The 13,317-nt window shown below is 73.4% G+C and carries 13 protein-coding genes; 1 reads left to right on the top strand and 12 read right to left on the bottom strand.

Annotation, left to right across the window (positions count from 1 at the left end):
* Positions 1-4 precede the first annotated feature (4 nt).
* The 9 genes from IEW90_RS06635 to hrcA all read right to left on the bottom strand — a co-directional run bounded on the left by IEW90_RS06635 (position 5) and on the right by hrcA (position 8,360).
* Positions 5-1,267, bottom strand: coding sequence for a sensor histidine kinase (locus IEW90_RS06635; protein WP_188717289.1), 1,263 nt, complete (start codon positions 1,265-1,267; stop codon positions 5-7).
* Between the two features lie 206 nt (positions 1,268-1,473).
* On the bottom strand, positions 1,474-2,370 hold the full coding sequence (gene era, locus IEW90_RS06630) for a GTPase Era (protein WP_188717287.1): 897 nt from the start codon (positions 2,368-2,370) through the stop codon (positions 1,474-1,476).
* A complete protein-coding gene (locus tag IEW90_RS06625) occupies positions 2,367-3,641 on the bottom strand; it encodes a hemolysin family protein (RefSeq protein ID WP_188717285.1) in 1,275 nt (424 codons plus the stop codon). The genes era and IEW90_RS06625 overlap by 4 nt, the downstream gene beginning before the upstream one ends.
* Positions 3,641-4,117, bottom strand: a complete 477-nt coding sequence (gene ybeY / locus IEW90_RS06620; RefSeq protein ID WP_188717283.1) for an rRNA maturation RNase YbeY — start codon at positions 4,115-4,117, stop codon at positions 3,641-3,643. Before ybeY ends, IEW90_RS06625 begins: the two co-directional genes overlap by 1 nt.
* A complete protein-coding gene (locus IEW90_RS06615) occupies positions 4,117-5,094 on the bottom strand; it encodes a PhoH family protein (protein ID WP_188718056.1) in 978 nt (325 codons plus the stop codon). The genes ybeY and IEW90_RS06615 overlap by 1 nt, the downstream gene beginning before the upstream one ends.
* Before the next feature lie 34 nt (positions 5,095-5,128).
* Complete coding sequence (locus IEW90_RS06610; protein WP_188717281.1) at positions 5,129-5,473, bottom strand: histidine triad nucleotide-binding protein; 345 nt, start codon at positions 5,471-5,473, stop codon at positions 5,129-5,131.
* Positions 5,474-5,529: 56 nt separating this feature from the next.
* Positions 5,530-6,255: a 16S rRNA (uracil(1498)-N(3))-methyltransferase gene (locus IEW90_RS06605; protein WP_188717279.1), complete on the bottom strand. Its 726-nt coding sequence runs from the start codon at positions 6,253-6,255 to the stop codon at positions 5,530-5,532.
* On the bottom strand, positions 6,255-7,343 hold the full coding sequence (locus IEW90_RS06600) for a DnaJ C-terminal domain-containing protein (protein ID WP_188717276.1): 1,089 nt from the start codon (positions 7,341-7,343) through the stop codon (positions 6,255-6,257). Before IEW90_RS06600 ends, IEW90_RS06605 begins: the two co-directional genes overlap by 1 nt.
* The gene (gene hrcA / locus IEW90_RS06595; RefSeq protein WP_188717274.1) at positions 7,344-8,360 is read right to left on the bottom strand and encodes a heat-inducible transcriptional repressor HrcA; all 1,017 of its coding nucleotides are present in this window, start codon (positions 8,358-8,360) and stop codon (positions 7,344-7,346) included. It lies immediately after the preceding gene.
* A gap of 170 nt (positions 8,361-8,530) precedes the next feature.
* Here hrcA and IEW90_RS06590 point away from each other — a divergent pair, with 170 nt between their 5' ends.
* Complete coding sequence (locus IEW90_RS06590) at positions 8,531-9,313, top strand: DUF4870 domain-containing protein (RefSeq protein WP_188717272.1); 783 nt, start codon at positions 8,531-8,533, stop codon at positions 9,311-9,313.
* A 135-nt stretch (positions 9,314-9,448) separates the two neighbouring features.
* Here IEW90_RS06590 and hemW read toward each other — a convergent pair whose 3' ends face one another.
* From hemW to lepA, 3 genes are read right to left on the bottom strand one after another with little or no spacing between them, the layout of a single operon-like run.
* Positions 9,449-10,666, bottom strand: coding sequence for a radical SAM family heme chaperone HemW (gene hemW, locus IEW90_RS06585; protein WP_188717270.1), 1,218 nt, complete (start codon positions 10,664-10,666; stop codon positions 9,449-9,451).
* A gap of 2 nt (positions 10,667-10,668) precedes the next feature.
* A complete protein-coding gene (locus IEW90_RS06580) occupies positions 10,669-11,307 on the bottom strand; it encodes a DUF1990 family protein (protein WP_188717268.1) in 639 nt (212 codons plus the stop codon).
* Entirely contained in the window at positions 11,304-13,154 is a 1,851-nt protein-coding gene (gene lepA, locus IEW90_RS06575; RefSeq protein WP_188717266.1) for a translation elongation factor 4, read from the bottom strand. The genes IEW90_RS06580 and lepA overlap by 4 nt, the downstream gene beginning before the upstream one ends.
* Between the last annotated feature and the right edge of the window lie 163 nt (positions 13,155-13,317).

Here is a 13,317-nt window from a genome sequence, read left to right as displayed (position 1 = left end):
CCTCTCATCGGCCCAGCCGTCGTCCGGCGCTCGCCGGGAAGGCGGCGCGCACGCGGAACCAGCCGTCCTCGACGCCCGTCCAGGCGTCGCCGCCCGCGAGCCGCGCGCGCTCGTGCATGCCGCGCACGCCGTGGCCCGCGACGCCCGGATGCGCGCGCAGCCGGTTGTGCACGTCGAGCACGATGCCCGGCTGCGGCCCGCCCTCGCGCTGGAGGCGAACGTGCACGGGCTGCGACGTGTCGCCGTGGCGGAGCGCGTTCGTGAGCGCCTCCTGCAGGATCCGGTAGGCCGCGATGTCGGCGGTGCGCGGCAGCGGCACGGCCGCGCCGAGCTCGACGAGCCGCACGTCGAGCCCGCTCGCGCGGATGCGCGCGATGAGCGCGGGTGCGCCCTCCAGCGACGCGACGGGGTCGGCCGCCTGGCTGTGCCGCAGCTGCCCGAGGAGCAGCCGCACGTCGCCGAGCGCCTGCTTGGCGGTGCCAGCGATCACCTCGAGGCTCCGGTCCTTCGCCTCCGGATCGGGCGTGTAGCGGGCGCCGTTGGCCTGCGCGATCACCACGGCGAGCGAGTGCGCGACCACGTCGTGCATGTCGCGCGCGAGCGCCGCCCGCTCCTCCTGCTCGTCGGCGCGGCGCGTGCTGACGAGCGCCTCCTTCGACGCCGCCTCGGAGCGCGCGACCGCCGCGACGCCCCAGCCGACGAGCACCGCGATCGAGAAGAGCATCATCGGCGGGATCCACGCGAACGCGACGAGCCGCAGGATGTCCGGCACGGTCGGCAGCGTCCCGGGCCCCACGGCGAGGCCGCCCTCGGTCGCGAGCCAGATGGCGGCGAGCAGCGAGGCGACGAGGGCCAGCCCGAGCGCGCCGAGCCTGCCCGGCCAGCGCGCGAAGCGGCCGGCCGAGTAGAGCACCACGAGCACCCCGAACCAGACGGGGAACATCGGCGCGGCGATCGCCACGTGGATGGCCGCGAGGCCGGTGAGCGCGAGGAGGGCGAGCACCGGGTGCGTGCGGCGCACGAGGACCGCGCCCGCGATCGCGGCGGCGACGAGCGCGCAGAACGCCCAGTGGAACGCGGTGCCGTTGGCGAGCAGCACCCACATGATCGCGGTCGGGATGCCCGTGAGCACCGTCGTGACCGCGGCGAGGATGCCGTCGGCGCGCAGCGCGCGGCGGTCCTGGCGCCGCAGCTCCTCGGCGGCCGCCGCGTCGGCGGCGTCCCCGCCGGGGGCGGGCACGGCCTCGTCCGTGGGCGCTGCGGTCATGCTCCTACGCTACGGCGGCGGTGCCGCTCCCCCGCCGCGCAGGCCGCGGAATCATCCTCGGGGTGGACGGCGCCGAGAGGTGCCGTTCCGCCTCAGAGGTGCTGGTGCACCAGCACCGCTCGGGCCGAGGACCACCTGTCGCGCGGTGCGGGGTCTCGAGACGGCAGCGCCCTTCGGGCGCGGCCTCCTCGACCAGCGGAGCGGGGCTAGAAGCCGAAGCGCCCGAGCTGCTTCGGGTCGCCCTGCCACTCCTTCGCGACCTTCACGCGCAGGTCGAGGTGCACCTGCTTGCCGACGAGGCGCTCGATCTCGGCCCGCGCATCCGCGCCCACCTCGCGCAGCCGCGAGCCGCGGTGGCCGATGATGATGCCCTTCTGGCTGTCGCGCTCCACCCAGAGGTTCGCGTAGACGTCGACGAGCTCGCGGTCCTCGCGCTCGACGATGTCGTCGACCGTCACCATGATCGAGTGCGGCAGCTCGTCGCGGACGCCCTCGAGCGCGGCCTCGCGCACGAGCTCGGCGATCCGCACCGACAGCGGCTCCTCGGTGGTCGTGGCCGCCTCGTAGAGCGGCTCGCCCTCCGGCAGCAGCGCCACGAGCTGGTCGACGAGCACGTCGAGCTGCGTGCCGCGCAGCGACGACAGCGGCACGACCGCATCCCACTCGCGCAGCCCGGTCACCGCGAGCAGCTGCTCGGCGACCCGCTGCTTGGAGGCGGCGTCGGTCTTCGTGACGACGGCGACCTTCCGCGCGCGCGGGAAGCCCTCGAGCTGCTGGTCGATGAAGCGGTCGCCCGGCCCGATCGGCTCGTCGGCGGGGATGCACAGGCAGATGACGTCGACGTCGCCGAGCGTCGTCTGCACCACGGCGTTCAGCCGCTTGCCGAGCAGCGTGCGCGGCTTGTGCATGCCCGGGGTGTCGACGATGACGAGCTGCGCGTCGTCGCGGTGGACGACGCCGCGGATCGCGTGCCGCGTGGTCTGCGGCTTCGACGACGTGATGGCGATCTTCTCGCCGACGAGGGCGTTCATGAGCGTCGACTTGCCGGCGTTCGGCCGTCCGACGAACGTCACGAAGCCGCTCCGGTGCTGCTGCTCGCTCATGCGGGCGCCTCCTCCTGGGTCGCGACCTCGAGCCGCGACACCTCCATCTCGCCCGTCGAGCGGCCGCGGCCGTCGAGCGAGCGCACCTCGATCCGCAGGCCGGAGGCGAGCACGACGTCGCCCACCTCGGCGATGCGGCCGAGCTCCTTCTGCACGAGGCCGCCGACCGTGTCGACCTCCTCGTCCTCGAGCGTCAGGTCGAACAGGTCGCCGAGCTCGTCGATCTGCAGGCGCGCCGAGACGAGCCAGACGCCCTCCGACGCCTCCACCGCCTCCGAGCGCCCGCGGTCGTGCTCGTCGCGGATCTCGCCCACGAGCTCCTCCACGAGGTCCTCGAGGGTCACGAGGCCGGCGATGCCGCCGTACTCGTCGACCACCATCGCCACGTGCATCCGCTCGAGCTGCATGAGCGCGAGGGTGTCGTCGGCCTTCTTCGACTCGGGCACGAGGATCGCCGGGCGCACGAGGTCCTCGGCGATCTCGAGCGCATCCGGGCGCCACGTGCGCGAGCGCACGACGTCGCGCAGGTAGAGGATGCCGAGGATCTCGTCGGTCGTCTCTCCCACGACGGGCATGCGCGAGAGGCCGTTGTCGAGGAACTGCCGCAGCGCCTCCGCGGCGGTCGCGTCGCGCTCGATCGTGATCATGTCGGGGCGCGGCACCATGACCTCGCGCACGAGCGTCTCGTTGAACTCGAAGATCGAGTGGATGAGCTCGCGGTCGTCGTCCTCGAGCACGTCCGACTCGGCGGCCGCGTCGACCATCGACAGCAGCTGCGCCTCGGTCGTGAACGCGGTCTCGCGCTGGCGGCCGGGCGTCACCTTGTCGCCCACGGTGACGACGAGGCTCGCGATCGGGCCCATGAGCACGCGCCAGAAGCGCACGAAGCCCGCGGAGGCGCGCAGCAGCGCGAGCGCGTGCGTGCGGCCGACGGCCCGGGGGCTCGTGCCGACGAGCACGAACGAGATGACGATCATCGCGCCGCCGGCGACGAGCAGCGTGATCCACCACTCGACGAGCAGCGAGTCGACGGCGAGGGTGATGAGCACCGCGGCGATCGTCTCGCACATGATGCGGCCGAACTGCAGCGTCATCACGTGGCCGCGCAGGTCGTCGGCGATCGACGCGATCGACGAGGAGCGGCGCGAGGTGGCGGCGAGCTCCTGCAGCTCGGCGCGCGAGACGACGCCGAGCGCGGCGTCGCACGCGGCGAGCCACGCGCCGAACGCGACGAGCAGCGCCGCGGCGGCGAACAGGAGCAGCTCGAACATCAGGCGGAGCGGCCGGGCGTCCCGGCGTCGTGCTGCTCGAAGCCCGCGAGCAGCTGGTCCTGCAGGCCGAACATCTCGTCGCGCTCGGCCGGGTCGGCGTGGTCGAAGCCGAGCAGGTGCAGGAGGCCGTGCGTCGTCAGCAGGCGCAGCTCCGCCATGAGCGAGTGGCCGGCCTCGGCCGCCTGCGCCTCGGCGACCTCGGGGCAGAGCACGATGTCGCCGAGGAGGCCCGCGGGCGTGAGGCGATCCTGCGTGCCGGGGCGCAGCTCGTCCATCGGGAACGAGAGCACGTCGGTCGGGCCGGGCTCGTCCATCCACTGCACGTGCAGCTGCTCCATCGCGGCGACGTCGACGAGCACGATCGAGACCTCCGCCTCGGCGTGCACGAAGAGCTTGTCGAGGTCGAACGCGACGAGCCGCACGAGCTGCGCCTCGTCGACCTCGTGCCCGGACTCGTTGAGCAGGTCGATCGACATCAGGCCCTCCGACCCCTCTGCGGCCCGTGCTGGCGTCGGTCCTGCTCGCGCGCCTGGCGCGCCATCTGCTTCTGGTCGTGCGTCGTGTAGGCGTCGACGATCTCGCCGACGAGCGTGTGGCGCACCACGTCGGCGCTCGTGAGCCGCGAGAAGTGGATGTCCTCGATCTTCCCGAGCACCTGCTGCGCCACCTGCAGGCCCGAGGTGCCGGCCGGCAGGTCGACCTGCGTCGCGTCGCCCGTGACGACCATCCGCGAGCCGAAGCCGAGGCGCGTGAGGAACATCTTCATCTGCTCGGGCGTCGTGTTCTGCGCCTCGTCGAGCACGATGAACGAGTCGTTGAGGGTGCGGCCGCGCATGTACGCGAGCGGCGCGACCTCGACGGTGCCGGTGGCGAGCAGCTTCGGCACGAGCTCCGGATCCATCATCTCGTTGAGCGCGTCGTAGAGGGGGCGCAGGTACGGGTCGATCTTGTCGGTGAGCGTGCCCGGCAGGAAGCCCAGCCGCTCGCCCGCCTCGACCGCGGGGCGCGTGAGGATGATGCGGTTGACCTCCTTGCGGTGGAGGGCCTGCACGGCCTTCGCCATCGCGAGGTAGGTCTTGCCGGTGCCGGCGGGACCGATGCCGAACACGATCGTGTGGTGGTCGATGGCGTCGACGTAGGAGCGCTGCCCCTCGGTCTTCGCGCGGATCGACTTGCCGCGGGTCGTGAGGATGGCCTCGCCGATCGCGTCGGTGAGGCTGCGGCTCGGGTCGGCGCGCAGGATGCGGGCGCCCTCCGAGACCTCGGTCTGGCCGAGGTCGGCGCCGGTGCGGACGAGGTCGACGAGCTCCTGCACGAGCCGGCCGGCGCGCTCGACGCCCTCCTCCGGCCCCTCGATCGTGACGAGGTTGCCGCGCACGGCGACCGTCACGTCCGGGTGCTCGCGCTCGAGGCGCGTCAGCAGGCGGTCCTGCGGCCCGAGGAGCCGCACCATCTCGATGCCGTCGATCTCGATCGAGCGGGTGGCGTCAGGCAAGCGATTCCTCTCCCAGGGATCCGGCGAGCACGTGGGCGTGGGCGTGGAAGACCGTCTGCCCGGCCAGCTCGCCGGTGTTGAACACGAGGCGGAAGTCGCCGGCGGCGCGCTCGCGCGCGATCGCCTGCGCGGCCTGCACCATCTCGGCGAGCAGCGCCGGGTCGCCCGCGGCGAGCTCGACGACGTCGCGGTAGCGGGCCGTCTTCGGCACGACGAGGACGTGCATCGGCGCCTTGGGCGCGATGTCGACGAAGGCGATGATCGTGTCGGTCTCCAGCACGATCTCCGCGGGGATCTCGCGCGCCACGATCCGCTCGAACACGGTGGGCTCTGCCATGCCGCCAGCCTACCGGCCGGTCGCCGGGCGCATCCGGATGGCCGGATCCGCGGGGCTCACCAGCGACCGAGGCGCAGCGACAGCGCGGAGGCGGCGGCGAGGCCCGCGGTCGAGGTGCGGAGCACGTGGTCGCCGAGCCGCGCCCGCAGCGCACCCGCCGCGTCGAGCCGTTCGAGCTCGGCGGGGTCGATGCCTCCCTCGGGCCCGACCACCAGCAGCAGGTCGCGGTCGACGGGCACCTCGGCGATGGAGCGCTCGGCGGCGGGATCGAGCACGACGAGCTGCCACGCCTCCGCGAGCCCCGCCAGCCGGGCGGTGTCGACGACGGGCGCGACCTCCGGCAGCAGCGGCCGGATGGCCTGCTTGCCCGCCTCCCGCACGACCTTCCGCCAGCGCTCGAGCGCCTTCTCGGCGCGATCGCCCTTCCACTGCACGACGCTGCGGCGCGCCTGCCAGGGCACGATCGCGTCGACGCCGAGCTCGGTCGCGGCCTGCACCGCGAGCTCCGCGCGGTCGCCCTTCGCGAGGGCCTGCGCGAGCCCGAGCCGGGGGCTGGGCGGCGCAACGCGCTCGATGCGGTGGAGCACCACCTCGACCCCGTCGCGCTCCGCGCGGTCGATGACGCCCTCGGCGAGGGTGCCGCGGCCGTCGCTCACGAGCACGCGCTCGCCGCGCCGCATCCGGCTGACGACGGCGGCGTGGTGCGCCTCCTCGCGCTCGAGGGCGACGACGTCGCCCTCGGCATGCTCGGCGAGGGCGTCGTGCCAGTAGCAGTGGGCCATCAGAGGCGGAGGCGGTCGCGCATCTTGGCGAAGAGGCCCTGCTTGAACTCGCCGAGCGACGGGGCGGGCGCCTTGGTGCGCTCGCGCAGCTCGCGCAGCAGCTCCTCGCTGCGGCGGTCGAGTCGCGTCGGCGTGACGACGTGCACTCCGAGGCGCAGGTCGCCGCGGCCGGCGCCGCGCAGGCGCGTGACGCCGCGGCCGCCGATCGTGATGACGTCGCCCGACTGCACGCCGGGCTTCACCTCGACGTCGACGGGGCCGTCGATCGCCTCGACCGTCGTCCTCGTGCCGAGCGCCGCATCCGGCATCGACACCTCGAGGGTGCCGAGCAGGTCGTCGCCCGAGCGGCTGAAGACGTCGTGGTGCTTGACGTTGACCTCGAGGTAGAGCGTGCCGGCGGGGCCGCCGGCCTCGCCCACCTCGCCCTGGCCGGGCAGCTGGATGCGCAGGCCCGTGTCGACGCCCGCGGGGATGTCGACCGGGATGGTGCGCTCGGCGCGCACGCGGCCGTGGCCGGCGCACGTGGGGCAGGGCGACGGGATGACCGTGCCGTGGCCCTGGCAGACCTGGCAGGGCTGGCTCGTGACGACGTTGCCGAGCAGCGAGCGCACCTGCCGCTGCACGTGGCCGGAGCCGCCGCACATCGTGCAGCGCTCCTCGCGCGTGCCGGGCGCGGTGCAGGCGCCGTCGCAGGTCGAGCACAGCACCGCGGTCTGCACGCGCAGCTCGCGGTGCACGCCGAAGACGACGTCGCCGAGCTCGAGGTCGACGCGCAGGAGGCTGTCCTGCCCGGGCTGGCGGCGCGGGCGCGGGCCCTGGCCGCGGCCGCCGCCGCCGAAGAACTGCTCGAAGATGTCGCCGAAGCCGAACCCGCTCATGCCCGGCTGCGGGCCGCGGTCGTACTCCGCGCGCGACTGCGCGTCGCCCAGCACGTCGTACGCGTGCGTGACGTCCTTGAAGCGCTCTGCGGCGTCGGCGCTCGGGTTGACGTCCGGGTGCAGCTCGCGCGCGAGCCGGCGGTACGCCTTCTTGATCTCGTCCTGGCCGGCGTCGCGGGCGACGCCGAGGGTCTCGTAGTGGTCGGTCACTCAGTCCTCGCTCAGCAGCCGCGTGAGGTAGCGCGCCACTGCGCGCACCGCGGCCATGTTCCCTGCGTAGTCCATCCTGGTCGGGCCCAGCACCCCGATGTGGCCGTCGCTGCCGTCGGCCGAGTAGGTCGATGCGACGACGGCCGTCTCGCCGAGCGGGCCCGAGAGCTCGCGCCCGATGCGGGTCGCGACCTCCCCCTCGGCGCCCATCTCGTCGAAGAGGCGCAGGAGCGTCACCTGCTCCTCGATCGCGTCGAGCACCGGTGTCACGGTGCGCTGGAAGTCGCGCTCCTCGCGCACGAGGTGCGAGGCGCCGGCCATGTAGAGGCGGTCGCCTCCGGCGCCCAGGAGCATGTCGGCGAGCGCGCGAGCGACCGCGCCGGTCGCGGCCTGCAGCGCCGGCGGCGCCGATGCCGCCGTGCGCGCGAGCCGCTCGGCGGCCGCGGCGGGCGCGAGCTCGGCGATGGTCTCGGTGAAGGCGCGGCCGAGGGCCATCGCCTCCTCGGGCTCGATCATCTGCTGGGCGTCGACGATGCGCTGCTCGACCCGGCCGGAGTCGAGGATGAGTACCGCGAGCACGCGCGCCTCGGCGATCGCCACGAGCTCCACGCGGCGCACGAGGGCCTGGCGGCGCACCGGCACCTGCACGAGCGCCACCTGGTTCGTCAGCTGCGACAGCAGCCGCGCCGTGCGCGCGAGCATCTCGTCGCGGTCCTGCGCGCCGCCCTCGAGGAAGCGCGCGATCGCCTGCCGCTGCGCGCCCGTGAGCGGCTGCATCCGCTGGAGCCGGTCGACGAAGACGCGGTAGCCCTTGTCGGTGGGCACGCGCCCCGACGACGTGTGCGGGGCGACGATGAGCTCCTCCTCCTCGAGGAGCGCCATGTCGCCGCGGATCGTCGCCGCGGAGACGCCGAACGCGTGGCGCTCGACGATCGACTTCGAGCCCACGGGCTCGCGCAGGGCGACGTAGTCCTGCACGATCGCCCGGAGCACCTCGAGGCCGCGATCCGAGACCATCCCGCTCCCCTCGTCGCGCGGACGGCGCACCGCCCGCTCCCTGGCACTCTCGAAGACTGACTGCCAATCGTACCGCCTGCACCCCCTCGAAGCCGATCTCCAGCCTCGCGCGCGCACAATGGTGCAGACGGCGCGACCGGAACGACCGCGCCCCCAGCGAAAGGCACGCCATGTCCGATCCCAACGCGCCCCGCCGCGAGGAGCACGACGACCCCGCAGCGCCCGCCGACGGCTTCTCCGTCACCGGCGAGCAGCACGCCGCGCCGAGCGCGCCCGCATCGCCCGGCGTCGGGCAGCCGGCGCAGCCCTTCAGCTCGCACGCCTCCGACGCCGCGCCCCAGGCGCCCGGCCAGCCCGCCTTCAGCGGCGGCGACCAGGGGTGGCAGCAGCCGCCGAGCGCGCCGCCCGCGGGCGCCCCGCAGTACGGCGCCCCCGACTACCGCGCGCCGCAGGGCGGCCAGGGGCAGCACGGCTACCCGGGCCAGCAGGGCCAGTACGCCCCGCCGTCGCAGGGCGGCTACGCGCCGCCGCCCCAGGGCGGGCAGTACGGCGCCCCCGGCCAGCCGCAGTACGCGGCCGCTGCGCCCATGTCGCCCGTCGACGAGAAGAACGCGGGCATGTGGGGGCACCTCTCGGGCCTCTCGACCATCGTCACCGGCGGCTTCGGCGGCTGGGTCGGCCCGCTCATCGTCTTCATGATCTACAAGGACCGCAGCGCCTTCGCGAAGCAGGAGGCGAAGGAGGCGCTGAACTTCGGCATCCTCATGACGATCATCGCCGTCGGCCTGCTGTTCGTCGGCACGATCACCAGCTTCATCGGCATCGGCTTCCTGCTGCTCGGCATCTACTGGGTGCCGGGCCTGCTGCAGGTGATCTTCTCGATCATCGGCGCCGTCCGCGTGAACAACGGCGGCTCGTACCGCTACCCGTTCAACTGGCGGCTCGTGAAGTAGCGCTCGACCGCTCGAGCCTCGGCGCCCCGCTCCCCGCGAGCGGGGCGCCGTCGCGTGCGCGGCCGGATCGGGATGCGACCGCATGCGGGATGCGACCGCATGCGGGTCGCGGGATCCGGTCGGCGGCGACCCGCGCTACGGCAGCAGGCGGTGGACGACCGCGTCGGCGAGAAGGCGCCCGCGGAGCGTCGGCACGACGCGGCCCCCGATGGCCGCGCGGCCGTCGACGAGCCCCTCGGCGACGAGCCCGGCGACCGCCCGGCGGCCCTCCGGATCCAGCACGCCCACGTCGAGCCCGTCGACGATCCGCGTCTCGAGCAGCACGCGCTCGACGCGGCGCGTCTCGTCGTCGAGCGCCTCGCGCGCGAGCGCGGGCGACGCGCCGGCGACGAGCCGGTCGCGGTAGGCGGCGGGGTGCTTGACGTTCCACCAGCGCACGCCGCCGACGTGGCTGTGGGCGCCGGGTCCGAAGCCCCACCAGTCGTGGCCGCGCCAGTAGGCGAGGTTGTGCCGCGCGACGCGGCCCTCGCGGGCCCAGTTCGACACCTCGTACCAGGCGTAGCCCGCGGCGCCGAGCGTCGCATCCGCCGCCTCGTACATCGCCGCCTGCAGGTCGTCGTCCGGCATCGCGAGCTCGCCCCGCCGGATGCGTCGGGCGAGCGCCGTGCCGTCCTCGACGATGAGCGCGTACGCCGACACGTGATCGGGGCCGATGGCGACGGCCGCGTCGAGCGAGCGCTGCCAGTCGGCGAGCGACTCCCCCGGTGCGCCGTAGATGAGGTCGAGGCTCACCTCGAGCCCCGCCTCGCGCGCCCACGCCGCGACGACCGGCACGCGCTCGGGGTCGTGCGTGCGGTCGAGCGCGGCGAGCACGTGCGGGACCGCCGACTGCATGCCGAACGACACGCGCGTCACACCGCCGGCGCGGAGCGCCCGCAGCCCGTCGAGGTCGATGGAGTCGGGGTTCGCCTCGACCGTGACCTCGGCGCCCTCCTCGAGTTCGAACGCGTCGCGGAGCCCCGCGAGCATCCCCACGAGGTCGGCGGCGGGCAGCAGCGTCGGCGTGCCGCCTCCGAAGAACACCGTGCGCATCGGGCGCAGCGGCCCGAGCTCGGCGAGCACGTCGCGCGCGAGCGCGATCTCGGCGGCGACGTCGGCCGGGTAGCCGGCGCGCGTCGCGCCGCGCAGCTCGTCGGCCGTGTAGGTGTTGAAGTCGCAGTAGCCGCAGCGCACGCTGCAGAACGGGATGTGCACGTACGCGCCGAACGGCGCCTCGTCGCCCACCGCCGGCGCCGCCGAGGCGGGCAGGCGGCCGTCGGCCGGCGCGGGCGCGCCCTCGGGCAGCCGGCCCATCGTCAGGGGACGTCGATCGAGCGCAGCACGTCCATGAAGCGCTCGTGGTGGCGGCGTCGCACCGCGTTCGCGATCGGCGCGGCCGCGCGCGCCCACCAGGCGTGGTTGCGCACGATCGCACGGAAGATCAGGAACACCGACTCGTCCTCGGCGATCTCGATCGTGAAGCGCTCCTCGCCGGCGAGCGGGTGGCCCTCGAGCGAGCCGAGGATCACCCCGTGGCTCGTGGCCTCCTCCTCGATCGCGATGACGCGCATCGGTGCGTGGAACGTGAGGCCCGCCACGCGGATCCGCTGGTCGACCGAGTCGCCCGGCTGCAGGAACGGCTCGCCGTCCGGGCCGTACGTCAGCTGCGGCTCGATGCTCGCGGCGCGCGTCGGGTCCTGGCCCTCGAAGCCGACGGGGCGGTAGACGCTGCCGTCCTCCGAGCCGACCACGTCGACCTCGATGCCCGCGAGCCGCTGCACCTTCCAGGTGCGCAGCGCCGCGATCGCCGCCTCGTAGCGGGCGCGGCCGTGGCCGATGCGCGCGCGGCGCTGCACGACCTCGAAGCCCTTCGGCGGGAAGCGGTGGAAGTCGAAGTGCGCGGTGGCGCCGACGGCCCCGTAGTTCGTCGCGCGCTCGCGGATCGGGCGGGTCACTTCGAGTCCTTCTTCGTCTCCCCGGTCGAGAGCGCGGCGATGAACGCCTCCTGGGGGACCTCAACGCGGCCGACCATCTTCATGCGCTTCTTGCCCTCCTTCTGCTTCTCGAGGAGCTTGCGCTTGCGGGTGATGTCGCCGCCGTAGCACTTCGCGAGGACGTCCTTGCGGATGGCGCGGATCGTCTCGCGCGCGATGATGCGCGCGCCGACCGCCGCCTGGATCGGCACCTCGAACTGCTGGCGCGGGATGAGCTCGCGCAGCTTGCCGGCCATGAGCACGCCGTACGCGTACGCCTTGTCCTTGTGCACGATGGCGCTGAACGCATCCACCTGCTCGCCCTGGAGCAGGATGTCGACCTTGACGAGGTCGCCCTCCTCCTCGCCGTCGAGCTCGTAGTCGAGCGAGGCGTAGCCCTGCGTGCGCGACTTCAGCTGGTCGAAGAAGTCGAAGACGATCTCGCCGAGCGGCAGCCGGTACCGCAGCTCGACGCGGTCCTCCGAGAGGTACTCCATGCCGCCGAGCGTGCCGCGGCGCGACTGGCACAGCTCCATGATCTGGCCCACGTAGTCCTTGGGGGCGAGGATCGTGGCGCGCACCATCGGCTCGACGACCGAGTGGATCTTGCCCTCGGGGAACTCGCTCGGGTTCGTCACCGTGTGGACGTTGCGGTCCTCCGTCTGCACCTCGTAGACGACGCTCGGAGCGGTCGCGATGAGGTCGAGGCCGAACTCGCGCTCGAGGCGCTCGGTGATGATCTCGAGGTGCAGGAGGCCGAGGAAGCCGCAGCGGAAGCCGAAGCCGAGCGCGACCGAGGTCTCCGGCTCGTAGACGAGCGCCGCATCCGACAGCTTCAGCTTGTCGAGCGCCTCGCGGAGGTCCGGGTAGTCGCTGCCGTCGATCGGGTACAGGCCCGAGAAGACCATCGGCTTCGGGTCGGCGTAGCCCTTGAGCGGCTCGGTCGCCGAGCCGCGCGCGGTCGTGACCGTGTCGCCGACCTTCGACTGGCGCACGTCCTTCACGCCCGTGATGAGGTAGCCGACCTCGCCGACCGCGAGGCCCTTCGAGGGGATCGGCTCGGGGCTCGAGACGCCGATCTCGAGCGCCTCGTGCTTGGCGCCCGTGGACATCATCGTGATCTGCTCGCGCGGCTTGAGCGCGCCGTCGACCATGCGGATGTACGTGACGACGCCCCGGTAGGAGTCGTAGACGGAGTCGAAGATCATCGCGCGGGCGGGGCCGTCGACGTCGCCCGTGGGGGCGGGGATCGTGCGCACGACGCGGTCGAGCAGGGCGTCGACGCCCGCGCCCGTCTTGCCGCTGACGCGCAGCACGTCGTCGGGGTCGCCGCCGATGAGGCCCGCGATCTCGGCCGCGTACTTGTCGGGATCGGCCGCCGGCAGGTCGATCTTGTTGAGCACCGGGATGATCTCGAGGTCGTTGTCCATCGCCAGGTACAGGTTGGCGAGGGTCTGCGCCTCGATGCCCTGCGCAGCGTCGACGAGCAGGATCGCGCCTTCGCACGCGGCGAGCGAGCGACTCACCTCGTAGGTGAAGTCGACGTGGCCGGGGGTGTCGATCATGTTGAGCGCGAACGTCTCGCCGTCGAGCTCCCACGGCATCCGGACGGCCTGGCTCTTGATCGTGATGCCGCGCTCGCGCTCGATGTCCATGCGGTCGAGGTACTGCGCGCGCATCGACCGGTCGTCGACGACGCCGGTGAGCTGCAGCATCCGGTCGGCCAGTGTGGACTTGCCGTGGTCGATGTGGGCGATGATGCAGAAGTTGCGGATCCTCGCCGGATCGGTCGCAGCAGGCTCGAGTGCCTTGGTCGCTCGGGGGCTCACGGGTCCTTCTCGGGGTCGGATGCGGAAGTCCCCATCTTCCCACAGCCGCGCGGCGACATCCGCGCCGCGCGGGCCGCGCGATTGCAGGTCGGGCCGCAGCGCTGGTATCGTTGTCCGCTGGCTTCCCCTTTCCTCGCATGCGCACGTGCGCCTCGCGCGAGGA

Source organism: Agrococcus terreus (assembly GCF_014645235.1).
Lineage (GTDB): Bacteria > Actinomycetota > Actinomycetes > Actinomycetales > Microbacteriaceae > Agrococcus > Agrococcus terreus.
This window is presented reverse-complemented; position numbering and strand designations above follow the sequence as displayed.

Coding starts and splice junctions, on each gene's coding strand:
- IEW90_RS06635 (WP_188717289.1), bottom strand. CDS start 1,267: ATGACCGCAGCGCCCACGGACGAGGCCGTGCCCGCCCCCGGCGGGGAC.
- era (WP_188717287.1), bottom strand. CDS start 2,370: ATGAGCGAGCAGCAGCACCGGAGCGGCTTCGTGACGTTCGTCGGACGG.
- IEW90_RS06625 (WP_188717285.1), bottom strand. CDS start 3,641: ATGTTCGAGCTGCTCCTGTTCGCCGCCGCGGCGCTGCTCGTCGCGTTC.
- ybeY (WP_188717283.1), bottom strand. CDS start 4,117: ATGTCGATCGACCTGCTCAACGAGTCCGGGCACGAGGTCGACGAGGCG.
- IEW90_RS06615 (WP_188718056.1), bottom strand. CDS start 5,094: ATGGTGCGGCTCCTCGGGCCGCAGGACCGCCTGCTGACGCGCCTCGAG.
- IEW90_RS06610 (WP_188717281.1), bottom strand. CDS start 5,473: ATGGCAGAGCCCACCGTGTTCGAGCGGATCGTGGCGCGCGAGATCCCC.
- IEW90_RS06605 (WP_188717279.1), bottom strand. CDS start 6,255: ATGGCCCACTGCTACTGGCACGACGCCCTCGCCGAGCATGCCGAGGGC.
- hrcA (WP_188717274.1), bottom strand. CDS start 8,360: ATGGTCTCGGATCGCGGCCTCGAGGTGCTCCGGGCGATCGTGCAGGAC.
- IEW90_RS06590 (WP_188717272.1), top strand. CDS start 8,531: ATGTCCGATCCCAACGCGCCCCGCCGCGAGGAGCACGACGACCCCGCA.
- hemW (WP_188717270.1), bottom strand. CDS start 10,666: ATGGGCCGGCTGCCCGAGGGCGCGCCCGCGCCGGCCGACGGCCGCCTG.